Below are 20,392 nucleotides of genomic sequence, written 5' to 3' on the forward strand. Positions count from 1 at the left end.
CCTCCGGGTGGCCGGTGATCGTCCGCCGTGCCACGTCGACCGCTCGTCGCACCGGCCGGACGCCTGCGACGAAGGAGCCGTGACATGGCTGACGACCTCGACCGCACCCGCGCGGCGATCACCGCGGGCGAGACGGTCCTGGGCATCGAGCTCGGCTCGACGCGCATCAAGGCCTGCCTCGTCGGCCCCGACGGCACCCCGGTCGCGACCGGCAGCCACGACTGGGAGAACCAGTTCGTCGACCGCACCTGGACCTACTCGCTCGACGCGGTCTGGACCGGCCTGCAGGAGTGCGTCGCGTCGCTGCTCGCCGACGTGCAGGAGCGGTACGGCGTGCCCCTCGCGACGCTGCGAGCCCTCGGCGTCTCGGCGATGATGCACGGCTACCTCGCGTTCGACGCCGACGGCGAGCTCCTCGTCCCGTTCCGCACGTGGCGCAACACCACGACCGAGCGCGCCGCCGCCGAGCTCACCGACCTGCTGGGCCACAACATCCCGCAGCGCTGGTCGATCGCGCACCTCTACCAGGCGGTCCTCGACGACGAGCCGCACGTGCCGCAGGTCGCCGCGATCACCACGCTCGCCGGCTACGTCCACTGGCGCCTCACCGGCCGCCGGGTGCTCGGGGTCGGCGACGCGTCGGGCGTGTTCCCGGTCGACCCGGCGACCCGCGCCTACGACCGCGGCATGGTGGCGTCCTTCGACGGGCTCGTCGCCGGCCGTCACCCGCACCTGCGGCTCGACGACGTGCTCCCCGAGGTCCTCGTCGCCGGTCAGGAGGCCGGCCGGCTGACCGACGAGGGCGCCGCGCTGCTCGACCCGACCGGCACCCTGCGGGCCGGCGCACCGCTGTGCCCGCCCGAGGGCGATGCCGGCACCGGGATGGTCGCCACCGGCTCCGTCGCGCCGCGCACCGGCAACATCAGCGTCGGGACCAGCATCTTCGCGATGGTCGTCCTCGAGAAGCCGCTGCAGCGCGTGCACACCGAGATCGACCTCGTGACGACCCCGGCGGGCGACCTCGTCGCGATGGTGCACTGCAACAACGGTGCCAGCGAGCTCGGCGCGTGGGCCGAGGTGTTCCGCCAGTTCGCGGTGGCGCTGGGCCACGACACCGACAGCGACACCGTGTTCGGCACCCTGCTGCGCGAGGCCCTCGCGGGCGACGCCGACGGCGGCGGGCTGCTCGCCTACAACTACCTGTCGGGGGAGCCGATCACCGGGCTCGCCGAGGGTCGCCCGCTGTTCGTCCGGACGCCCGACAGCCGCCTCACGCTCGCGAACTTCGTGCGCACCCAGGTGTACGGCGCGTTCGGCACGCTGAGCCTCGGCATGCGGATCCTCGGGGCCGAGGGCGTCGAGGTCGACTCGCTGTTCGCGCACGGCGGCCTGTTCCGGACCGCGGGAGTCGCGCAGCGGCTGCTGGCCGCCGCCGTCGGCGCTCCGGTGGCCGTCGGGCAGACCGCCGGCGAGGGCGGCCCCTGGGGGATCGCGCTGCTCGCCGCCTACCTGGACCACGCCGACCAGGACCTCGGGGAGTACCTGAGCACGCAGGTGTTCGGCGACGCGACGCTCGACGTCGAGGAGCCCGACACGGACGACGTGCGGGGCTTCACCGCGTACCTGGAGCGGTACACCGCCGGGCTCGCCGTCGAGCAGGCCGCCGCGGACGCCCTCTGACCGGCACGACGAGACGGAGACCGACCCGATGACGAGGACCCTGGACGACCACCCCGCCGACGTGCGCGACGCCGTCGCGCGGACCCGCGAGGTCGTCGCGCGCCTGCACGCCGAGCTGCCCCGCTGGGGGCTGGTGGTGTGGACGGCGGGCAACGTCTCGCAGCGCGTGCTGGTCGACCCCGAGGCGGGCCCGGGAGACGACGACCTGCTCGTCATCAAGCCGTCCGGCGTCACGTACGACGAGCTCACCCCCGAGGCGATGGTCGTCTGCGACCTGGACGGGAACCTCGTCGACGGCACGCGCTCGCCCTCGTCGGACACCGCCGCGCACGCCTACGTCTACCGGCACATGCCCGAGGTCGGCGGTGTCGTGCACACGCACTCCACGTACGCGACGGCCTGGGCGGCCCGCGCCGAACCCGTCCCGTGCGTGCTGACGATGATGGCCGACGAGTTCGGCGGGGACATCCCGATCGGCCCGTTCGCGCTCATCGGCGACGACTCGATCGGGCGCGGCATCGTCGAGACGCTGCGCGACTCGCGCAGCCCCGCCGTGCTCATGCGCAACCACGGCCCGTTCACCATCGGCCCCGACGCGAAGGCCGCCGTGAAGGCCGCCGTCATGGTCGAGGAGGTCGCCCGCACGGTGCACATCTCCCGCCAGCTCGGCGAGCCGCTGCCCATCGACCCCGCCCACATCGACTCGTTGTACGCCCGCTACCAGCACGTCTACGGCCAGAACCAGGAGCCCACCCGATGACCAAGCCCTACGCCGACCGCGAGATCTGGTTCCTCACCGGCAGCCAGGGGCTGTACGGCGAGGACACCCTGCGCCAGGTCGCCGAGCAGTCCCAGGAGGTCGCGCGGCTGCTCGACGCGTCGTCGGACCTCCCCGCGAAGGTCGTCTGGAAGCCCGTCCTGAAGGACTCCGCCGCGATCCGCCGGGCCGCGCTCGACGCCAACGCCGACGACTCCGTGATCGGCGTCATCGTGTGGATGCACACGTTCTCGCCGGCGAAGATGTGGATCGCCGGCCTGGACGCGCTGCGCACCCCGCTGCTGCACCTGCACACGCAGGCGGACGTCGAGCTGCCCTGGGACAGCATCGACATGGACTTCATGAACCTCAACCAGGCCGCGCACGGCGACCGCGAGTTCGGCTACGTCGCGACGCGCCTCGGCACGGCCCGCAAGACCGTCGTCGGGCACGCCTCGAACCCGGCCGTCACCGCGTCGATCGGCACCTGGGTGCGCGCGTGCGCCGGCTGGGCCGCGACCCACGAGCTCGTGCTCGCGCGGTTCGGCGACAACATGCGCAACGTCGCCGTCACCGAGGGCGACAAGACGGAGGCCGAGCTGCGGTTCGGCGTCTCCGTCAACACGTGGGGCGTCAACGACCTCGTCGCCGCGGTCGAGGACGTCACGGACGCCGACGTCGACGCGCTCGTCGCCGAGTACGAGGACCTGTACGACGTGGTGCCCGAGCTGCGCCGGGGTGGCGACCGGCACGAGTCGCTCCGGTACGGCGCCCGGCAGGAGATCGCGCTGCGCTCGTTCCTCGAGTCGGTCGGTGCCAAGGCCTTCACGACGAACTTCGAGGACCTCGGTGGCCTGCGCCAGCTCCCCGGCCTCGCCGTGCAGCGGCTCATGGCCGACGGCTACGGCTTCGGCGCGGAGGGCGACTGGAAGACGGCGATCCTCGTCCGGGCCGCCAAGGTCATGGGGGAGGGCCTGCCCGGTGGTGCGTCGCTCATGGAGGACTACACCTACGACCTGACGCCCGGCGACGAGCGCATCCTCGGCGCGCACATGCTGGAGATCTGCCCGACGCTCACCACGACCACGCCCACGCTCGAGATCCACCCGCTCGGCATCGGCGACCGCGAGGACCCCGTGCGCCTGGTGTTCTCCGCCGACCCGGGGGTCGGTGTCGTCGTCTCGCTCGCCGACATGCGCGACCGGTTCCGGCTCACCGCGAACGTCGTCGACGTGGTCCCGCCGACGCAGGCCCTGCCGAACCTGCCCGTCGCCCGGGCCGTCTGGCAGCCGCGCCCCGACTTCCGCACGTCCGCCGAGGCGTGGCTGACCGCCGGGGGCGCGCACCACACGGTGCTCACCACCGCGGTCGGCGTCGAGGCGTTCGAGGACTTCGCCGAGATCGCCCGCACCGAGCTGCTGGTCATCGACGAGTCGACGACCCGCCGGGCGTTCCGTGAGCAGGTCCGCTGGAACCAGGCCTACTGGCGTCTCGCCCAGGGCTTCTGACCCGCCACGGACCCACCCGAACTCCCCGGGTGGGTCCGTGCCGGCTCGACGACGAGCTCGACAGCCAGGTGCTCGGGCTGGCGTGGTCCACTGGGTGCGTGACCGCGCAGACCAGTGACGACACGAGCGCCGACCCGTCCGCCGTCGTCCGCGCGCTGCGGGCCGCCGGTTGCGTGTTCGCGGAGGACGAGGCGGCGCTGCTGCTCGACGCCGCGACGTCGGCCGCCGACCTGGACGCCCGGGTCGCCCGGCGCGTGGCCGGCGAGCCGCTGGAGCAGGTCCTCGGCTGGGCGGAGTTCTGCGGGCTGCGCCTCCAGGTCGAGCCGACGGTGTTCGTCCCGCGCCGGCGCACGGAGCTCGTGGTCCGCGAGGCGGCGGCGCGTCTGAGCCCGGGCGCGGTGCTCGTCGACCTGTGCTGCGGCACGGGCGCGGTCGGGGTGGCCGTCGCGGCGCACGTGCCCGGGATCGTGCTGCACGCCGCCGACGTCGACCCCGTCGCGGTCGGGTGCGCGCGCCGCAACGTCGAGCCCGTCGGCGGTCACGTCCACGAGGGCGACCTCGACGCGCCGCTGCCCGTCGACCTGCGCGGCCGGGTCGACGTGATCACGGCGAACGCCCCCTACGTGCCGACCGACGAGGTCGCGTTCATGCCGTCGGAGGCCCGCGACCACGAGGCGCGCGTCGCGCTCGACGGCGGCGCCGACGGCCTCGACCTGCACCGCCGCATCGCTGCGCTGGCCCCGGGCTGGCTGCGGTCCGGCGGCCACCTGGTCATCGAGACGAGCCGGCGGCAGGCGCCCCGCACGGCGGCCGCGCTCACGGCCCACGGGATGGCCGCCCGGGTCGTCACGGACGACGAGCTCGACGCGACCGTCGTCGTCGGGACGCGCCCCTGACCGTCCGCAGGCGTGACAGGGGCCGGCCGCGGCGGACCTAGTCCGCGGCGGGGAGCGCGTCGGCGTCGACGGCGAGCGGCCCGAGCAGCTCGTGCAGCGACCGCTCGCGTCGCTGCGGCCGCAGCGCGTCGAGCGTGTCGGCGAGCAGGTAGACCCCGATCGCGGCGAGCACGACGCCCGCGACCAGGAGCAGCACGCCGATCACCGTGAACGGTGTGCCGGGGTCGACGTCGGTCGTGCCCTGCCAGGGTCCGGCGGACTTCACGTAGCCGAGGCAGATCAGGACCGGCGCGGGCGGGGTGAGCAGCACGCCGCCGGCGAGGTACGGGGCGCAGGACGGTCGACGGAGAGCCATGCGCGGGAGCATGGCAGAGGCCTGACCGGCACGGGTGCCGTTCCGCGGACGAACCCTGCGGCGACCGTGACCGGAATGCAACACGCAAATCCGTGCGAACCGGAAGATGTGAGCGCTAACATCGGGCCGTTCGACCAAGACCGCCACAGGTCTCCGAAGCTAGGTCCCCGGCCCCCGGGGAGCACGACGCCTGACGTCCGGTGTGGGGCGGCAGCGCGGCACGGATGCGCTCTCAAGGAGGAGAAGCATGGTCAGCAGGACATTCAGGACCCGGGCGATGGCCGCGACCGTCGCCGCCCTCGCGCTCGGCCTCGCCGCCTGCGGCAGCAGCGGCAGCGGTGACAGCTCCACCGACGCGGCCAGCGGCGGCGGCGACAGCGGCGACCTCATCACCGTCGGCTTCTCCCAGGTCGGCGCCGAGAGCGGCTGGCGAGCCGCGAACACGAAGTCGATCCAGGACACGCTCACGAAGGACAACGGCTTCGACCTCAAGTTCTCCGACGCGCAGCAGAAGCAGGAGAACCAGATCCAGGCCATCCGCTCGTACATCGCGCAGGGTGTCGACTACATCGCGTTCTCCCCGGTCGTCGAGTCCGGGTGGGACGCGGTCCTCGAGGAGGCCAAGCAGGCGAACATCCCGGTGATCCTCACCGACCGGGCCGTCGACAGCGAGGACACGTCGCTCTACAAGACCTTCATCGGCTCGGACTTCGTCGAGGAGGGCAAGCGGATCGGCGAGTGGGTCAGCGACAACCTCGGCACCGAGCCGATCAACGTCGTCGAGCTGCAGGGCACCACGGGCTCGGCGCCGGCGATCGACCGCAAGCAGGGCTTCGAGGACGCCACCAAGGGCAACCCGAACGTCAAGATCATCGCCTCGCAGACGGGCAACTTCACGCGGGCCGAGGGCAAGACGGTCATGGAGGGCTTCCTCCAGGCGTACCCGGACATCGACGTCGTGTACGCGCACAACGACGACATGGGTCTCGGCGCGATCGAAGCCATCGAGGCGGCCGGCAAGGTGCCCGGCAAGGACATCAAGATCGTCTCGATCGACGGCGTCAAGGACGGCATGACGGCGCTGTCGGAGGGCAAGATCAACTACATCGTCGAGTGCAACCCGCTCCTGGGCCCTGACCTCGCCGACATCATCAAGACCCTGCAGTCCGGCGGGACCGTCGAGCCGCGCATCGTCACGCACGACGACGCGTTCGACCAGGCCGCGGCGACGGCGGCACTGCCCACCCGGCAGTACTGACGCACAGCCCGCCTCCGGGGTGCCGACCGTGGCGAGCGGTCGGCACCCCGGGGGTGTCCCTCCGGTCCGAGAGGTCGACGATGACCACCAGCCCCACCGCCATCCCCCCAGACCAGCCGGACCAGCCCGGCGAGCCAGACCGGCCTGACGCGCGTGACCGCGAGCCGGTCGTCGCGATGACCGGCATCACCGTCACGTTCCCGGGCGTCAAGGCGCTCGACGGCGTCGACCTGCGCCTGTTCCCGGGCGAGGTGCACGCGCTCATGGGCGAGAACGGCGCCGGCAAGTCCACCCTCATCAAGGCGCTCACGGGCGTGTACGCGGTCGACGCCGGGACGATCGTCGTCGACGGCACCGCGCGCACGTTCGCCGGGCCTGCGCAGGCCCAGGCCGCGGGCATCAGCACCGTGTACCAGGAGGTCAACCTCTGCGACAACCTCTCGGTCGCGGAGAACGTCATGCTCGGCCACGAGGTGCGCCGGGCCGGGCTCGTGGACTTCCGGGGCACCCGCAGGGCCGCCCGCGAGCACCTCCGGGCGCTCAACCTCGACATCGACCCGGCGTCGACGCTGTCGAGCCACTCGCTGGCCGTCCAGCAGCTCGTCGCGATCTGCCGCGCGATGGTCGTCGACGCCCGCGTGCTCATCCTCGACGAGCCGACCTCCAGCCTCGACGTCGACGAGGTGGAACGGCTCTTCGCCGTGGTCCGTGACCTGCGCGGGCGCGGCGTCGCGATCCTGTTCGTGTCGCACTTCCTGGAGCAGGTGTACGCGATCAGCGACCGGATGACGGTGCTGCGCAACGGGACGCTCGTGGGGGAGTACCGCACGGCGGACCTGCCGCGCGTCGAGCTCGTGCAGAAGATGATCGGCCGCTCGCTGGAGGTCCTCGAACAGCTCGAGGAGGCCCCGAAGCGGGTCGCCGCCGAGCGCGGGGTGCAGCCGTACGTGCAGGCCCTCGGGCTGGGTCGCAAGGGGTCGATCGAGCCGTTCGACCTCGACGTGTACCCGGGCGAGGTCGTCGGCCTCGCGGGCCTGCTCGGCTCGGGCCGCACGGAGCTCGCGCGCCTGCTTTACGGCGCGGACCGCTCGGACGTCGGCGAGCTGCGGGTGGAGGGGCAGCCCACCAGGCTGCGCACGCCCCGCGCCGCCCTCGCGCGGCGCATCGTCTACTCCTCGGAGAGCCGCAAGACCGAGGGCATCATCGGCGACCTCACGGTGCGCGAGAACATCGTGCTGGGCCTGCAGGCCGAGCGCGGCTGGCTGCGCCGGATCCCGCAGCGCAAGGCCGACGAGGTCGTCGCGCAGTACGTCGAGCAGCTCGGCATCCGGCCGGCGGACCCCGATGCCATCGCGGGCAACCTCTCGGGCGGCAACCAGCAGAAGGTCCTGCTGGCCCGGTGGCTCGCCACCCAGCCGCGGCTGCTGCTGCTCGACGAGCCGACGCGCGGCATCGACGTCGGCGCGAAGGCCGAGATCCAGCGGCTCGTCGCGGAGCTCGCCGAGCAGGGCATGGCCGTCGTGTTCATCTCCGCGGAGCTCGAGGAGGTGCTGCGGCTGTCGCACCGGATCGCGGTGATGCGCGACCGGCGCAAGATCGGCGAGCTCGTCAACGGCGACGACGTCACGACCGACGACGTCGTGGACCTCATCGCGAGCGGAGGGCAGGACGCATGAACCTCGGTGCGATCGCACGTCACCGGCTGTTCTGGCCCCTCGTCGCCCTCGTGCTGCTGCTCGTCGCGAGCGCGCTCAAGTCACCTGCCTTCCTCGAGGTCACCGTCCGCGACGGGCACCTGTTCGGCGGCCCGGTCGACATCCTGCGCCGCTCGTCGGTGCTGCTGCTCGTGGCGCTGGGCATGACCCTCGTCATCGCGACGCGGGGCATCGACCTGTCCGTCGGTGCCGTGATGGCCATCGCCGGTGCGGTGGCGCTGTCGCAGATCGCGGCGTCGCCCGACCCCGGGGCGCTCAGCACGGTCCTGCTCGCCATGGCGACCGCCCTCGCCGTCGCCCTCGCGGTGGGCGTGTTCAACGGGTTCCTGGTGGCGGTGGTCGGCATCCAACCGATCGTCGCGACCCTGATCTTCATGACGGCCGGGCGCGGCATCGCGATGCTCATCACGGGCGGCCAGATCACCACCGTGACGTCCGCCCCGTACAAGACGATCGCCTCCGGGTACTGGCTGGGTCTGCCCGTGGCGGCGCTCATCGCGGCGTTCGTCTTCGGCGTGACGGCCCTCCTGACCCGCCGCACCGCCCTGGGCGTGCTCATCGAGTCCGTCGGCATCAACCCGTCGGCGTCCCGGCTCGCGGGTGTCCGGGCGCGGACGATCATCTGGACCGTCTACGTCATCTGCGCGGCGTTCGCGTGCATCGCGGGGTTCATCAAGAGCTCGGACATCATGGCGGCCGACTCGAACAACGCCGGCCTGTTCATCGAGCTCGACGCGATCCTCGCGGTCGTCATCGGCGGCACGTCGCTGGCGGGCGGGAAGTTCTCGCTCACCGGCACCCTCGTGGGCAGCCTCGTCATCACCACGCTCACGCTGTCCATCACGATCCTCGGCATCCCCGTGAACGCCGTGTCCCTGTTCAAGGCGCTCGTCGTCATCGCGGTCTGCCTCCTGCAGTCGCCGGTGGTGCAGCACCGGATGCGCAGCCGACGACGTCGCGTCGCGCCCGTCCCCGTGGAGGTGCCGGCCTGATGGCGACCGACCAGCTCACGCCCACCCGGTCCTCCGGGACGGCCGCCCCGGCACCGCGGACGAGGTGGCGGATCGACGCCCGCTACCAGCCCGTGCTCGGCACGGTCGTGGTGCTCGCCGTGATGCTCGCCGTCGGCGGCTCCCGGTACGAGAACTTCCTCACCGGCCGGGTCATGGCGAACGTCCTGATCAACAACTCGTTCCTCGTGGTCCTCGCGGTCGGGATGACGTTCGTGATCCTCACCGGCGGCATCGACCTGTCCGTCGGCGCTGTCGTGGCCCTGTCGGGGTGCATCTCGGCGTGGATGTTCACGCACGGGTGGTCCGCCGGCATCACCATCCCGGTGTGCGTGCTCGTCGGCACGCTGGTCGGCCTCGTGGTCGGCGTCATGGTGCACGTGTTCGAGATACAGCCGTTCATCGCGACGCTCGCGGCGATGTTCCTCGCCCGCGGCCTGTGCTACCTCGTGGCGCCGGAGTCCATCCCGATCACGGACCCGACGATCGTGAAGCTGTCGCAGACGCGGTGGGGGACCGACGACGGCCTGGTCATCACCCCGAGCGGCGTGATCGCGCTGGCCGTGGTGGCGATCGCGTTCGTCGTGCTGCACTACACGCGCTTCGGCCGGACCGTGTACGCGATCGGCGGCAGCGAGCAGTCCGCGCGGCTCATGGGCCTGCCCGTGGCCCGCACGAAGGTGCTCGTGTACGTCATCAGCGGCACGTGCGCGGGCCTCGGCGGCCTGCTGTTCGCGATCTTCTCCCGCTCCGGCTACTCGCTCACGGGCGTCGGCATGGAGCTCGACGCGATCGCCGCGGTGGTCATCGGCGGCACGCTGCTCACCGGCGGTTCCGGGTTCGTCCTCGGGTCGGTGCTCGGCGTCGCCGTGCTCGGCCTCATCCAGACGATCATCACGTTCCAGGGCACCCTCAGCTCCTGGTGGACCAAGATCGTCATCGGCGCGCTGCTGCTCGTGTTCGTCGTCCTGCAGCGGCTGCTGGTGCTGCGCCGACGATGACCCGGCCCGGCCCGGCCCTGGGCGGCTGACCGCCCAGGGCCGACCGGCGCCCGCTCAGGGTCGGGCCGCGAACCGCTCGAGCAGCTCGGCGTGGCCGGACACGATGATGAGGTCGCTCGCCGAGATGCGGGTCGCGGGCGTCGCGTAGACGAAGTCGACCCCGGGGCTCTTCACGCCGATGACGGTCACCCCGTAGCGCTGCCGGATGTTCGACTGCGCCAGCGTGAACCCCTGGATCTCCTTCGGCGGCCGCATCTTCACGACCGTGAACCCGTCCTCCACCTCGATGTAGTCGAGCAGCTTGCCGGACACCAGGTGCGCGACCCGCGACCCCGCGTCGGCCTCGGGGAGGACCACGTGGTGCGCGCCGATCCGCTGCAGGATCCGCGCGTGCTCGGAGCTGATGGCCTTCGCCCAGATCTGCGGCACGCCGATGTCCACGAGGTTGCCGGTGATCAGCACGGACGCCTCGAGGTAGGACCCGACGCCGACCACCGCCACGGGGAACTCCCGCGCGCCGAGCTGCTCGAGCGCCTCGGGGTTGGTCGCGTCCGCCTCGACGAGCGCGATCCGACCGGCCCACTGGGCGACGAGCTCAGGGCTGCGCTCGACGGCGAGCACGTCCTGGCCGAGCCGGTCGAGCGTCGCGGCGATGGCGGAGCCGAACCGGCCGAGGCCGATCACGAGGACGCCGTTGTCCTTCTTGGGCGTGCGCGGCGCGTTGTGCGTGCCGCTCGCGTCCCGCAGGGTGTCAGCCAATGATCGGCCTCTCTTCCGGGTACCGGATGACCCGACGACGGTTGCGCAGCGCCAGGGCGGCGGCAAGCGTCATCGTGCCGGTCCGGCCGACGAACATCAGGACGGACAGTACGTACTTCGCCGCGGTCGGCAGCTCCGGGGTCAGCCCGGTGGACAGGCCGCAGGTGCCGAACGCGGAGATCACCTCGAACAGGACCCGGTCCAGGGTCTCGCCCGTCATGGCCAGCAGGAGCAGCGACGAGACGAGCACCAGGGTGGCGGAGATCAGCGAGACCGCGATCGCGACCTGCAGCGCCTCACGGGGGACGCGCCGCCCGTAGGCCTCGACGTCCCGGTCGCCGCGGGACTCCGCGACGATCGCGAGCAGCATCACCGCGAGCGTCGTGACCTTGATGCCGCCGGCCGTCGACGCGGAGCCGCCGCCGACGAACATGAGCGCGTCCATGAGCAGCCACGTGCCCTCGTGCATGTCGCCGATGTCGACCGTCGAGAACCCGCCGGACCGCGGCATGACGCCGGCGAACAGCGACGCGAGCGCGGTCGCGCTGGGTCCGAGCGGTGCGAACGTCCGCGGGTTGGTCCACTCGAACGCGGCGACGAGGACGGAGCCGGCGACGACGAGCGCGAGGCTCGTGGTGATCGTGAGCTTGGAGTGCAGGTTCCACCGCCGCGCCTCGCGGAGGCGGGCGCCGACGTTGAGGATCACGGGGAACCCGAGCGAGCCGACGAACACGCCGACGATGATGGGCATCAGCACCCACCAGTCGGACGCGTACGGCTCGAGCCCGTCGACGGTGGGCACGAACCCGGCGTTGTTGAACGCCGAGATCGAGTAGAACCCCGAGTGCCACGCCGCGGTGCCCCAGGACTCGCCGTCGAGCCGGAAGCGCGGGAACAGGATCAGCGCGATCGTCACCTCGAGGATCACCGACGTGAGGATGACGGTCCGGACCAGCGAGCCGACCTCGCCGAGCCGCGTCGTCTTCGTCTCGGAGGAGACGAGCAGCCGCTGCGTGAGGCCGATCCGCCGGGACACCGCCATGCCGAGCAGCGACGCGAGCGTCATGACGCCGAGGCCGCCGATCTGGATCGCGACGAGGATGACGACGAGCCCCCACGTCGACCAGTACGAGCCGGTCGGGACCGTCACGAGCCCGGTGACGGTCGTGGCGGACGTCGCCGTGAACAGGGCGTCGACGAACGGCGCCGGGGTGCCCTCGGCCGTCGCCCACGGGGCGAGCAGCAGCATCGTGATGATCGCGATGACGCCGCCGAACACCCCGACGGCGAGCCGTGCGGGCGACTGCCGCGCGAGCCGGTCGACCAGCTCTCGGGCATGCCAGCTGACGCCTGGGCCACCGCGCGCCATCACACCTCCATCGACCCGGCCGGCCCCCGCCGGACGGGTCAACTCTGGCACGACCTGCCGCGGGGGACGACACAGCCGTCCAGGTGCAGGATCGACAGCCCGCCCGCGGGATGCCACGGTGGGCCCATGAACTCGCCGGGGGAGCGTGGCTCGTCGGCGCCGGTGCGCGTCGTGTGGTCCCCCGAGATGCTCGGCTACGACTTCGGCCACGGACACCCCATGACGTCCGAGCGGATCGAGCTCACGATGCGGCTCGCCGGCGACCTCGGGCTGTTCGGCCACCCCGACGTCGAGCTGGTGGGCTCGGACCCCGCGCCCGACGCCCTCATCGAGACCGTCCACGAGCCCGCCTACGTCGCGGCGGTGCACGCCGCGGCGGACCACGGCACGTCCGACCTCTCGCGGGGCCTGGGCACGAGCGACGACCCCGTCTTCCCGCACATGCACGAGGCCGCCGCACGGGTCGTGCAGGGGTCGGTCGACTCGGCGCTGGCCGTCTGGGAGGGCCGGGCGGAGCACGCGGTGAACATCGCCGGCGGCCTGCACCACGCCATGCCGGGAGCGGCCTCCGGGTTCTGCGTGTACAACGACGCGGCCGTCGCGATCAGGTCGCTGCTCGCCGCCGGTGCGGAGCGCGTCGTGTACGTCGACGTGGACGCGCACCACGGCGACGGCGTGCAGGCGGTGTTCTGGGACGACCCGCGCGTGCTCACGGTGTCGCTGCACGAGACCGGGCAGGCCCTGTTCCCCGGCACCGGCCACGCCCGGGAGACCGGCGGTCCGGGCGCACCCGGCACCGCCGTCAACGTCCCGCTGCCGTCGGGCACCGGCGACGCGGGCTGGCTCCGGGCGCTCGACGCGGTCGTCCCGCCGGTGGTGCGCGCGTTCCGCCCCGACGTCCTCGTCACGCAGCACGGCTGCGACGCGCACACGATGGACCCCCTGACCCACCTGCGGGTCTCGGTCGACGCCCAGCGCATGGCGGCGGACCTCGTGCACGACCTCGCCCACGAGGTCGCGGGCGGCCGGTGGGTCGCGCTCGGCGGCGGCGGGTACGCGGTGCTCGACGTGGTGCCCCGGTCGTGGACCCACCTGCTCGGCGTCGCCACGCACCGCCCGGTGCCTCCGGAGACCGAGGTGCCCGAGTCGTACCGCGACCTCCTCCGGGACCGCTACGGGCGGCAGGGCCCGGCCCGCATGACCGACGGGCGGGAGCCGTCGTTCAGCCCGTGGTCCGCCGGCTACGACCCGTCCAGCGACGTCGACCGGGCCATCCGCGCGACCCGTCTGGCCGTGTTCCCCGCGCTGGGCCTCGACGCCGACCACGACTGACCCCCCGCCGGTGCGCGGCGCCGGGCGTGACAGGATCGCGCCATGCCCTGGCCGGTCACCGCGTCCCGCACCGTGTACGAGAACCCGTGGATCGAGGTGGTCGAGGACACCGTGGTCCGCCCGGACGGCGGGTCGGGGGTGTACGGGGTCCTCACCGTCCGGCACCCGTCGGTCTTCGTCGTCGCGCTCACCGACGACGACGAGGTCCTGCTCGTCACGGTCGACCGGCACACCGTCGGCACGTCGGTCGAGGTCCCGGCGGGCGGCACGGACGGGCAGGACGCGGAGGTCGCCGCGCGGCGCGAGCTGCTCGAGGAGACCGGCTACGCGGCCTCGTCGTGGCAGGTGGTCGGCACGATGGACGCGCTCAACGGCATCTGCCGTGCGCCCGAGACCGTGTTCCTCGCCCGCGGGCTCACGCGCGTCGGGCCCGACGACGGCGCGACGCAGGCCGAGGAGGGCATCTCGGAGGTCCGCGCGGTCCCGGTCGCCGACGTCCTCGGGCTCGTGCGGTCCGGCGGCATCACGGACGGGGAGACGGTCGCGGCGCTGATGTTCGCGCTGCTCGCGCTGGGCCGGGTCGCCTGACGTCGGTTGCGCTGGACGGAGGACGTCCCACCTGTCTCCTCTTTCACACCAGTCCCACGCGCCACTAGTGTGGTTCGGCACCCCGTCGCCGGGTGCGCGAGTCCGACGCGCCAGCCGGACAGAACGGAAGAGCCGAGCGATGAGCGACCAGCCGGGCCGCACGCGATACCTCACGGTCGTGGAGGTCGCCGACGTGATGCGGGTGTCGAAGATGACCGTCTACCGGCTCGTGCACTCCGGCGAGCTGCCCGCCGTCCGCGTCGGCCGCTCGTTCCGCGTCCCGCAGGACGCGCTCGACCACTACCTCGCCACGTCGATGACCGTCGAGCCTCCCGCCACCGGGGAGCAGCGCCGCTCGTCGTGAGCAGTCCTCGCGGGCGGCCGGCCAGCGGCCAGTGAGCGGCCCGAGCGAGCGACGGTCGAGGGCGCGTCGCGGTCACACCCGTCGATCGCGTAAGGTAGGGCCTCGGACTTTCTCCGTGCGTGGGCGACTCCGTCGAACAGCCAGCCTCCTGGCCCTCGGCGCCCCCGCGTCGATCGACCACCAGCAGGCAGGGCCCGTGACCGGGCCTCCACCGGAAGCGAGTGAGGACCCATGGGCTCCGTCATCAAGAAGCGCCGCAAGCGGATGGCCAAGAAGAAGCACCGCAAGCTTCTTCGCAAGACGCGCCACCAGCGCCGCAACAAGAAGTGACCCGATCGGGCCCGGCTGATGCCGGGCCCGACGTGTGTCGGGGACCGCTCAGAGCGGGCGCTCGAGGACGAAGTCGTCCTCGAGCCTGCTGCCGACCGTGAAGTGCTTCGTGCCGACCACGGCGAACCCCGAGCGCGTGTAGAACGCCTGCGCACGCGCGTTCTGCTGGTTGACGCCCAGCCACATCCCGTGCGCACCCCGGTCGCGGGCGACGTCGAGGGACGCGGCCATCAGGCGGTGGGCGACGCCGGACCCGTGGTGGTCCGGGTGCACGTAGCACTTCGACAGCTCGATCGTGGGGTGGATCGTGAGGGCGACGCGCACGTCGTCGTCGGTGGGCTCGCCCTCGACGAGCATCGTGTAGCCGAGCAGCGCGGCGGGGTCGGTGCCCTCGTCGTCGACGGCCACGAGCAGCGCGCGAGCGGGGTCCGCGAGGTACTCGGTGAACCGCGCGGGGGACAGGACGGTCGCGACGAACTGCTGCTGGTCGGCGGCGGTCGACCCCGGCGGGCACGCCAGGGGGAAGGTGATCGCGGCGAGCTCGGCGAGCGGCTCGACGTCGGTGGTGGTCGCTGGGCGGGTGCGGAGCGGCATCCGGGCAGCATACGGTCGGCCGTCGCGAGCCCGGACCTCGGACCGGGCCGTGCGCGGGACGACGGCGGTCGGCTGCGCGGCTGTCAGCGCAGGCGGTTGCGCAGGGACCGCCGGATGATGCGGACGACGATCCCGAGCGCCCACGCGAGCCCCGCGAGGCCTGCGACGTTGACGGCGTGCCGGTTCGCGGTGGCGCGCCGGTGGCCGCCGCGGAACTCCCGGACGGGCCAGCCCACCTCGGCCGCGTGGTGGCGCAGCCGCCGGTCGGGGTTGATCGCGCACGGGTGGCCGACCTCGGACAGGATCGGCACGTCGTTCGTCGAGTCGCCGTACGCGTAGGAGTGCTCGAGGTCGATGTCGTGCCGCTCGGCGATCTGCCGGACGGCCGCGGCCTTCGCGGTGCCGTGCAGCATGTCGCCGACGAGCCGGCCGGTGTAGTAGCCGTCGGCGTGCTCCGCGACGGTGCCGAGCGCCCCCGTGACCCCGAGCCGCCGGGCGAGCAGCTCGCCGATCTCCACGGGCGTCGCGGTGACGAGCCAGACCTCGTGACCGGCGGCGACGTGCGCGTCGAGCAGGGCCTGGGTGCCGGGGTAGATGCGCAGGCACAGCACCTCGTCGTACACGTCCTCGGCGACGGCGGTGACCTCGGCGACGGAGTGCCCGGTCATGATCGCGAGGGCGCGGCTGCGGAGCTCGTCGATCTGCGCCTTGTTCTCGCCGAACGTGCGGTACCGGAGCTGGTGCACCGCGAACTCGAGGATGTCCCGCTTGCGGAAGAACCCGCGCCGGTACAGGCCGACGGCCAGGTGGAACGCGCTGGCTCCGCGGATGATCGTGTTGTCGACGTCGAAGAACGCCCCGACCCGTGGGCCGCCCGGCTCGGCGGGGACGAGCTGGTGCTCGACGGCCACGACGTCCGCCGCCCTGGACGGGGGACGCACGGGGCCGGTCGTGTGACGCACGCCGCCACTGTAACGAGGGTCACGGCCCGCCAGCGCGTCGCCTACCGTGGTGACGTGCCCGAACCCGTCTCCGAACCGACTGCCGAGCCCACCGCAGCACCCGCCGCGGCACCGTCCGCAGGACCCACCGCGGCAACCACCGCAGCACCCGCCGCGGTGCCCGCCGCGAGGGTCGTGCTGTTCGGTCGCGCCGGGTGCCACCTGTGCGACGCGGCCCGGGCGCTCGTGGTGCGCGTGTGCGCCGAGACCGGGGACGCGTGGGTCGAGGTCGACGTGGACGACCCGGCGGCGCCCCTGACGCCCTCACGGCGCGACGACCTGGGTGAGCTGGTGCCCGTCGTCGAGGTGGACGGCGTGATGCGCGGGTACTTCCGGATCGACGAGAATCGCCTGCGCCGGGCTCTGGCTGCCGACCCTCGCACCCCCTAACCTGACCTGCACGGTCCGGTGCGGGACCGGCGGCGGCGTGCGGGGGTCGATGTGGACAACCAGCCTGGGCGATCGGTGGAGCGCAGCGGTGGGCACGGCGGTGCGCACGGCGGTGCGCACGGCGGTGGGCACAGCGGTGCGCACGGCCGGCCGGTGCCGCCGTCGACGGTGGTGCGTCTGCCCGGGTACCTGCGGGCGCTCGACGCGCTCGCGGCCGAGGGTGTCGTCCTCACGTCGTCCGACGAGCTGGCCGGGCGTGCCGGGGTGAATCCCGCGCAGCTCCGCAAGGACCTGTCGTTCCTCGGCTCGTACGGCCGGCGGGGGATCGGGTACGACGTCGCGCACCTGTCGGAGCAGGTGGGCACGGTGCTCGGGCTGACGACGCAGCGTCGCGTGGTCATCGTCGGCATCGGGAACCTGGGGCATGCGCTGGCGAACTACTCCGGGTTCGCGGAGCGGGGCTTCGCGGTGGTCGGTCTGGTCGACGCGGACCCCGCGGTGGTCGGGACGACGGTCGGGGGGCTGGTGGTCCAGCCGTTCGAGGGGCTGCGGTCGCTGGTGTCGACGACGGACGCGAGCATCGGCGTCATCGCGACGCCCGCGGCGGGTGCGCAGGTGGTGTGCGACGCGCTCGTGGAGGCGGGCATCGGGGGGATCCTCACGTTCGCCCCGCGTGCCCTGCGGGTGCCCGACGGGGTGGACGTGCGGGCCGTCGACGTGGCGTCCGAGCTCGCGATCCTCGCGTTCCACGACCAGTGGCGCTCGGCGACCCTGGCGTGACCCCGGGCTGCTGTCCCGGGCGGGCGGGCCCACGACGCACGCGAGGCCGCCACCTCCCGGTCGGGGAGGTGGCGGCCTCGCGTCAGGGCCCTGCTGGGCGCCGGTCGGGCACTCAGCCCTGGCGGATCGCCGAGACGTCGAGGGCGATCACGACCTTGTCGGAGACGAGGACGCCGCCGGCCTCGAGGGCCGCGTTCCAGGTCAGGCCGAAGTCCTTGCGGGAGATGGTGACGCTGGCCTCGAAGCCGGCGCGGGTGTTGCCGAACGGGTCGACCGCGGTGCCGTTGAACTCGGTGGCGAGCTCGACGGGCTGCGTGACGCCGTGGATGGTGAGGTCGCCGGCGATGACGTACTCGCTGCCGGCCTCGCGGACCTCGGTGGAGACGAACGTCCACTGCCCGAACTTCTCGACGTCGAAGAAGTCGCCGCTCTTGAGGTGGCCGTCGCGGTTCGCGTCGCCCGTGGAGACGGTGGAGGGGTCGAGCGTGACGGAGACGGACGTGCTCGCCAGGTCGTCGCCGACCGTGATCGCGCCGTCGGTGACCGCGACCGTGCCCCGGACCTTCGAGATGCCGGCGTGGCGGACGGTGAACGCGGCCTCGGTGTGCGAGCCGTCGACGGCCCAGGTGCCGGTGGTGAGGCCGGTGGGGAGTGCGGTCGTGGTGGTGCTCATGTGGTCCTCCGTCAGGTTCGTTGAACAATCAACCATCTCGATAGTTCAAAGTTGTACTAGACTTCCGGCACCAGCGCAACCCCTGGAGGACTCGACGTGACCAGCACCACGCCCGCCGCCGCCCTGGACGGCCGCCCCGCCGCGACAGCCGTGACGGCCGAGACGGTGCAGTGGCTCACCGCCGAGCAGCAGGTGCTCTGGCGTTCCTTCCTCGTCGGCACCCAACGTCTCGCCGACGTGCTCGCGCACGAGCTGGAGGCGCAGTCCGGGCTGTCCAGCCACGAGTACGAGGTGCTCGTGCGGCTCTCCGAGAGCCCCGGCCGCACGCTGCGGATGGCGCAGCTCGCCGACCACCTCGCGCACTCGCGCAGCCGGCTCACGCACACCATCCGCCGCATGGAGCAGTCCGGCCTCGTCGTCCGTGCCGCCTGCACCGAGGACGCCCGCGGCGTGAACTGCACGATGACCGACCACGGGTGGGACGTGCTCGTCGCCGCCGCCCCCGGGCACGTGCAGTCCGTGCGCGACCACCTCGTCGACATCCTCACCGACGAGCAGTTCCGCGCGCTCGGCGAGGCCATGGACGCCGTCCGGGTGCATCTCACGGGTGGCCCGTGTCACGCCGAGTGACCCCGCGATCCGTCCGGAGCACCCAGGTCGGGCTGCGAGACTGACCCCTATGGTCGCCACCACCATCCACCTGCTGCGCCACGGCGAGGTGCACAACCCCGAGGGCGTGCTCTACGGACGGCTCCCGGGCTACCACCTGTCCGAGCGCGGGCACGCGATGGCCCGCATGGTCGCCGACCATCTCGCGGGCGCGACCGACGTCACGTCTGCGACCCCCGGTGCGCCGCGTGACGTCGTCGCCGTCGTCGCGTCCCCCCTGCAGCGTGCGCAGGAGACCGCGGCGCCCATCGCCGCGGCGTTCGGGCTGGCCGTCGGCACCGACCAGCGCCTCATCGAGGCGGGCAACCACTTCCAGGGCATGACGTTCGGCGTGGGCGACGGCTCCCTGCGCCACCCGAACCACTGGCCCTACCTGCGCAACCCGTTCCGCCCGTCGTGGGGCGAGCCGTACCGCGACCAGGTCGACCGGATGCTCGCCGCCGTCGACACCGCACGCGAGGCGGCCCGCGGCCACGAGGCCGTGCTCGTCAGCCACCAGCTCCCGGTGTGGGTCACGCGGCTCGCGCTCGAGGGACGGCGGCTGTGGCACGACCCCCGCCGGCGGCAGTGCTCGGTCGCGTCCCTCACGAGCCTGGTGTTCGAGGACGACCGGCTCGTCCGGATCTCCTACACCCAGCCGGCCGCGGCGCTGCTGCCCGGCGCATCGACGGTCGCGGGGGCCTGACGTGCGGCTGCGACACCCTCGCCGGCGCGCGTCTGCGGCTCTGGTCGCGGGCCTCGCCCTCGTCGGGCTGCTCGCGGCCTGCTCGGGGGGCGACGACGGCGCCCGCACGCCGGACGACGTCACGGACCAGGGCTACCAGTCCGGGGACGGCAGCGCCACGACGTGGAAGGTTTCGGACCGCAAGGGGCCCGTCGAGCTCGCCGGGACCGACTTCGACGGCAACCCGGTCGACACCGCCGACTGGCAGGGCGACGTCGTCGTCCTCAACACCTGGTACGCGAACTGCCCGCCGTGCCGGGCGGAGGCCCCCGACCTCGTCGCGCTCGCGCACCAGTACGACGGCCAGGGCGTGCACGTGCTCGGCATCAACGGCACCGACGCCGCCGGCGCCGCCCAGGCGTTCCAGCGGCAGTTCGAGGTGCCGTACCCGAGCCTCGCCGACAGCGACGGCGCCGCCGTGGCCGACCTGCAGGGCACCGTCCCGATCAACGCCGTCCCCACCACCGTCGTGCTCGACCGCGACGGCCGGGTGGCCGCACGGATCCTCGGCCTGGCCGAGGGGTCCACGCTGTCGGCGATCGTCGACGACCTGCTGGCGGAGCAGCCGTCGTGAACCTCGCGGCGACCGCGCTGCTCACCGGCGCCGGCGACGCGTTCGGCCGGACCGTCACGTCCGGG

General features: G+C 72.9%; 23 protein-coding genes. 17 read left to right on the plus strand and 6 right to left on the minus strand.

Annotated elements, in window-relative coordinates:
- Positions 1-84 precede the first annotated feature (84 nt).
- The 4 genes from Cch01nite_RS14565 (at position 85) to Cch01nite_RS14580 (ending at position 4,841) form a co-directional block, all read left to right on the plus strand.
- Complete coding sequence (locus Cch01nite_RS14565) at positions 85-1,680, plus strand: xylulokinase (protein ID WP_203756413.1); 1,596 nt, start codon at positions 85-87, stop codon at positions 1,678-1,680.
- Between the two features lie 28 nt (positions 1,681-1,708).
- On the plus strand, positions 1,709-2,440 hold the full coding sequence (locus Cch01nite_RS14570; protein WP_203756415.1) for an L-ribulose-5-phosphate 4-epimerase: 732 nt from the start codon (positions 1,709-1,711) through the stop codon (positions 2,438-2,440).
- The gene (araA, locus tag Cch01nite_RS14575; RefSeq protein ID WP_203756417.1) at positions 2,437-3,945 is read left to right on the plus strand and encodes an L-arabinose isomerase; all 1,509 of its coding nucleotides are present in this window, start codon (positions 2,437-2,439) and stop codon (positions 3,943-3,945) included. The genes Cch01nite_RS14570 and araA overlap by 4 nt, the downstream gene beginning before the upstream one ends.
- 98 nt (positions 3,946-4,043) lie before the next feature.
- Positions 4,044-4,841 carry a putative protein N(5)-glutamine methyltransferase gene (locus Cch01nite_RS14580; RefSeq protein ID WP_203756419.1) on the plus strand — a complete coding sequence of 266 codons (798 nt, stop codon included), beginning with the start codon at positions 4,044-4,046 and terminating at the stop codon, positions 4,839-4,841.
- A gap of 37 nt (positions 4,842-4,878) precedes the next feature.
- Here the strand turns inward: Cch01nite_RS14580 and Cch01nite_RS14585 are convergent, their stop codons facing one another.
- Positions 4,879-5,196 carry a hypothetical protein gene (locus Cch01nite_RS14585; RefSeq protein ID WP_203756422.1) on the minus strand — a complete coding sequence of 106 codons (318 nt, stop codon included), beginning with the start codon at positions 5,194-5,196 and terminating at the stop codon, positions 4,879-4,881.
- 247 nt (positions 5,197-5,443) lie between these two features.
- Between Cch01nite_RS14585 and Cch01nite_RS14590 the strand changes: the two genes are divergently transcribed.
- From Cch01nite_RS14590 to yjfF, 4 genes are all read left to right on the plus strand, one after another.
- Positions 5,444-6,454, plus strand: a complete 1,011-nt coding sequence (locus Cch01nite_RS14590; protein ID WP_203756425.1) for an ABC transporter substrate-binding protein — start codon at positions 5,444-5,446, stop codon at positions 6,452-6,454.
- An 80-nt stretch (positions 6,455-6,534) separates the two neighbouring features.
- Entirely contained in the window at positions 6,535-8,130 is a 1,596-nt protein-coding gene (locus tag Cch01nite_RS14595; protein ID WP_203756429.1) for a sugar ABC transporter ATP-binding protein, read from the plus strand.
- The gene (locus Cch01nite_RS14600; RefSeq protein ID WP_203756432.1) at positions 8,127-9,161 is read left to right on the plus strand and encodes an ABC transporter permease; all 1,035 of its coding nucleotides are present in this window, start codon (positions 8,127-8,129) and stop codon (positions 9,159-9,161) included. The genes Cch01nite_RS14595 and Cch01nite_RS14600 overlap by 4 nt, the downstream gene beginning before the upstream one ends.
- On the plus strand, positions 9,161-10,180 hold the full coding sequence (gene yjfF / locus Cch01nite_RS14605) for a galactofuranose ABC transporter, permease protein YjfF (protein WP_203756434.1): 1,020 nt from the start codon (positions 9,161-9,163) through the stop codon (positions 10,178-10,180). Before Cch01nite_RS14600 ends, yjfF begins: the two co-directional genes overlap by 1 nt.
- Before the next feature lie 54 nt (positions 10,181-10,234).
- On the opposite strand, the gene Cch01nite_RS14610 is transcribed toward yjfF, so the two are convergent.
- Both Cch01nite_RS14610 and Cch01nite_RS14615 read right to left on the minus strand, forming a co-directional pair.
- Positions 10,235-10,939, minus strand: coding sequence for a potassium channel family protein (locus tag Cch01nite_RS14610; protein ID WP_203756435.1), 705 nt, complete (start codon positions 10,937-10,939; stop codon positions 10,235-10,237).
- A complete protein-coding gene (locus Cch01nite_RS14615) occupies positions 10,932-12,308 on the minus strand; it encodes a TrkH family potassium uptake protein (RefSeq protein ID WP_203756436.1) in 1,377 nt (458 codons plus the stop codon). Before Cch01nite_RS14615 ends, Cch01nite_RS14610 begins: the two co-directional genes overlap by 8 nt.
- A gap of 126 nt (positions 12,309-12,434) precedes the next feature.
- Here Cch01nite_RS14615 and Cch01nite_RS14620 point away from each other — a divergent pair, with 126 nt between their 5' ends.
- From Cch01nite_RS14620 to Cch01nite_RS14635, 4 genes are all read left to right on the plus strand, one after another.
- A complete protein-coding gene (locus Cch01nite_RS14620; RefSeq protein WP_203756437.1) occupies positions 12,435-13,640 on the plus strand; it encodes an acetoin utilization protein AcuC in 1,206 nt (401 codons plus the stop codon).
- Between the two features lie 42 nt (positions 13,641-13,682).
- Positions 13,683-14,228, plus strand: coding sequence for an NUDIX domain-containing protein (locus Cch01nite_RS14625; RefSeq protein WP_203756438.1), 546 nt, complete (start codon positions 13,683-13,685; stop codon positions 14,226-14,228).
- Between the two features lie 139 nt (positions 14,229-14,367).
- Positions 14,368-14,592 (plus strand): helix-turn-helix domain-containing protein, encoded by a 225-nt coding sequence (locus Cch01nite_RS14630; protein WP_203756440.1) that lies wholly within the window; start codon positions 14,368-14,370, stop codon positions 14,590-14,592.
- A gap of 231 nt (positions 14,593-14,823) precedes the next feature.
- A complete protein-coding gene (locus Cch01nite_RS14635; protein WP_003792170.1) occupies positions 14,824-14,922 on the plus strand; it encodes a 30S ribosomal protein bS22 in 99 nt (32 codons plus the stop codon).
- Between the two features lie 48 nt (positions 14,923-14,970).
- Here the strand turns inward: Cch01nite_RS14635 and Cch01nite_RS14640 are convergent, their stop codons facing one another.
- Together Cch01nite_RS14640 and Cch01nite_RS14645 are read right to left on the minus strand one after the other, a co-directional pair.
- Positions 14,971-15,516 (minus strand): GNAT family N-acetyltransferase, encoded by a 546-nt coding sequence (locus tag Cch01nite_RS14640; protein ID WP_203756442.1) that lies wholly within the window; start codon positions 15,514-15,516, stop codon positions 14,971-14,973.
- 83 nt (positions 15,517-15,599) lie between these two features.
- The gene (locus Cch01nite_RS14645) at positions 15,600-16,478 is read right to left on the minus strand and encodes an HAD family hydrolase (RefSeq protein ID WP_373309940.1); all 879 of its coding nucleotides are present in this window, start codon (positions 16,476-16,478) and stop codon (positions 15,600-15,602) included.
- A 54-nt stretch (positions 16,479-16,532) separates the two neighbouring features.
- On the opposite strand from Cch01nite_RS14645, the gene Cch01nite_RS14650 reads away from it, so the two are divergent.
- Both Cch01nite_RS14650 and Cch01nite_RS14655 read left to right on the plus strand, forming a co-directional pair.
- The gene (locus Cch01nite_RS14650) at positions 16,533-16,907 is read left to right on the plus strand and encodes a glutaredoxin family protein (protein ID WP_308439306.1); all 375 of its coding nucleotides are present in this window, start codon (positions 16,533-16,535) and stop codon (positions 16,905-16,907) included.
- A 75-nt stretch (positions 16,908-16,982) separates the two neighbouring features.
- Positions 16,983-17,687: a redox-sensing transcriptional repressor Rex gene (locus Cch01nite_RS14655; protein WP_239070607.1), complete on the plus strand. Its 705-nt coding sequence runs from the start codon at positions 16,983-16,985 to the stop codon at positions 17,685-17,687.
- A 112-nt stretch (positions 17,688-17,799) separates the two neighbouring features.
- Here Cch01nite_RS14655 and Cch01nite_RS14660 read toward each other — a convergent pair whose 3' ends face one another.
- Positions 17,800-18,360 (minus strand): YceI family protein, encoded by a 561-nt coding sequence (locus Cch01nite_RS14660; RefSeq protein ID WP_203756445.1) that lies wholly within the window; start codon positions 18,358-18,360, stop codon positions 17,800-17,802.
- 96 nt (positions 18,361-18,456) lie between these two features.
- Between Cch01nite_RS14660 and Cch01nite_RS14665 the strand changes: the two genes are divergently transcribed.
- Genes Cch01nite_RS14665 through Cch01nite_RS14675 form a run of 3 tightly spaced genes read left to right on the plus strand, consistent with a single transcriptional unit; the run spans position 18,457 to position 20,327 of the window.
- Entirely contained in the window at positions 18,457-18,990 is a 534-nt protein-coding gene (locus tag Cch01nite_RS14665; protein ID WP_203756447.1) for a MarR family winged helix-turn-helix transcriptional regulator, read from the plus strand.
- A gap of 49 nt (positions 18,991-19,039) precedes the next feature.
- Positions 19,040-19,714, plus strand: coding sequence for a histidine phosphatase family protein (locus Cch01nite_RS14670; protein WP_203756449.1), 675 nt, complete (start codon positions 19,040-19,042; stop codon positions 19,712-19,714).
- 7 nt (positions 19,715-19,721) lie between these two features.
- The gene (locus tag Cch01nite_RS14675) at positions 19,722-20,327 is read left to right on the plus strand and encodes a TlpA family protein disulfide reductase (protein WP_239070711.1); all 606 of its coding nucleotides are present in this window, start codon (positions 19,722-19,724) and stop codon (positions 20,325-20,327) included.
- Positions 20,328-20,392: the final 65 nt, after the last annotated feature.

The sequence above is a fragment of the Cellulomonas chitinilytica genome (genome assembly GCF_016862675.1).
Lineage (GTDB): Bacteria > Actinomycetota > Actinomycetes > Actinomycetales > Cellulomonadaceae > Cellulomonas > Cellulomonas chitinilytica.

Bases quoted from the DNA above. Each gene is read 5' to 3' on its own strand.
- Cch01nite_RS14565 (WP_203756413.1), top strand. From the start codon at position 85: ATGGCTGACGACCTCGACCGCACCCGCGCGGCGATCACCGCGGGCGAG.
- Cch01nite_RS14570 (WP_203756415.1), top strand. From the start codon at position 1,709: ATGACGAGGACCCTGGACGACCACCCCGCCGACGTGCGCGACGCCGTC.
- araA (WP_203756417.1), top strand. From the start codon at position 2,437: ATGACCAAGCCCTACGCCGACCGCGAGATCTGGTTCCTCACCGGCAGC.
- Cch01nite_RS14585 (WP_203756422.1), bottom strand. From the start codon at position 5,196: ATGGCTCTCCGTCGACCGTCCTGCGCCCCGTACCTCGCCGGCGGCGTG.
- Cch01nite_RS14590 (WP_203756425.1), top strand. From the start codon at position 5,444: ATGGTCAGCAGGACATTCAGGACCCGGGCGATGGCCGCGACCGTCGCC.
- Cch01nite_RS14595 (WP_203756429.1), top strand. From the start codon at position 6,535: ATGACCACCAGCCCCACCGCCATCCCCCCAGACCAGCCGGACCAGCCC.
- Cch01nite_RS14600 (WP_203756432.1), top strand. From the start codon at position 8,127: ATGAACCTCGGTGCGATCGCACGTCACCGGCTGTTCTGGCCCCTCGTC.
- yjfF (WP_203756434.1), top strand. From the start codon at position 9,161: ATGGCGACCGACCAGCTCACGCCCACCCGGTCCTCCGGGACGGCCGCC.
- Cch01nite_RS14615 (WP_203756436.1), bottom strand. From the start codon at position 12,308: ATGGCGCGCGGTGGCCCAGGCGTCAGCTGGCATGCCCGAGAGCTGGTC.
- Cch01nite_RS14620 (WP_203756437.1), top strand. From the start codon at position 12,435: ATGAACTCGCCGGGGGAGCGTGGCTCGTCGGCGCCGGTGCGCGTCGTG.
- Cch01nite_RS14625 (WP_203756438.1), top strand. From the start codon at position 13,683: ATGCCCTGGCCGGTCACCGCGTCCCGCACCGTGTACGAGAACCCGTGG.
- Cch01nite_RS14630 (WP_203756440.1), top strand. From the start codon at position 14,368: ATGAGCGACCAGCCGGGCCGCACGCGATACCTCACGGTCGTGGAGGTC.
- Cch01nite_RS14635 (WP_003792170.1), top strand. From the start codon at position 14,824: ATGGGCTCCGTCATCAAGAAGCGCCGCAAGCGGATGGCCAAGAAGAAG.
- Cch01nite_RS14640 (WP_203756442.1), bottom strand. From the start codon at position 15,516: ATGCCGCTCCGCACCCGCCCAGCGACCACCACCGACGTCGAGCCGCTC.
- Cch01nite_RS14660 (WP_203756445.1), bottom strand. From the start codon at position 18,360: ATGAGCACCACCACGACCGCACTCCCCACCGGCCTCACCACCGGCACC.
- Cch01nite_RS14670 (WP_203756449.1), top strand. From the start codon at position 19,040: ATGGTCGCCACCACCATCCACCTGCTGCGCCACGGCGAGGTGCACAAC.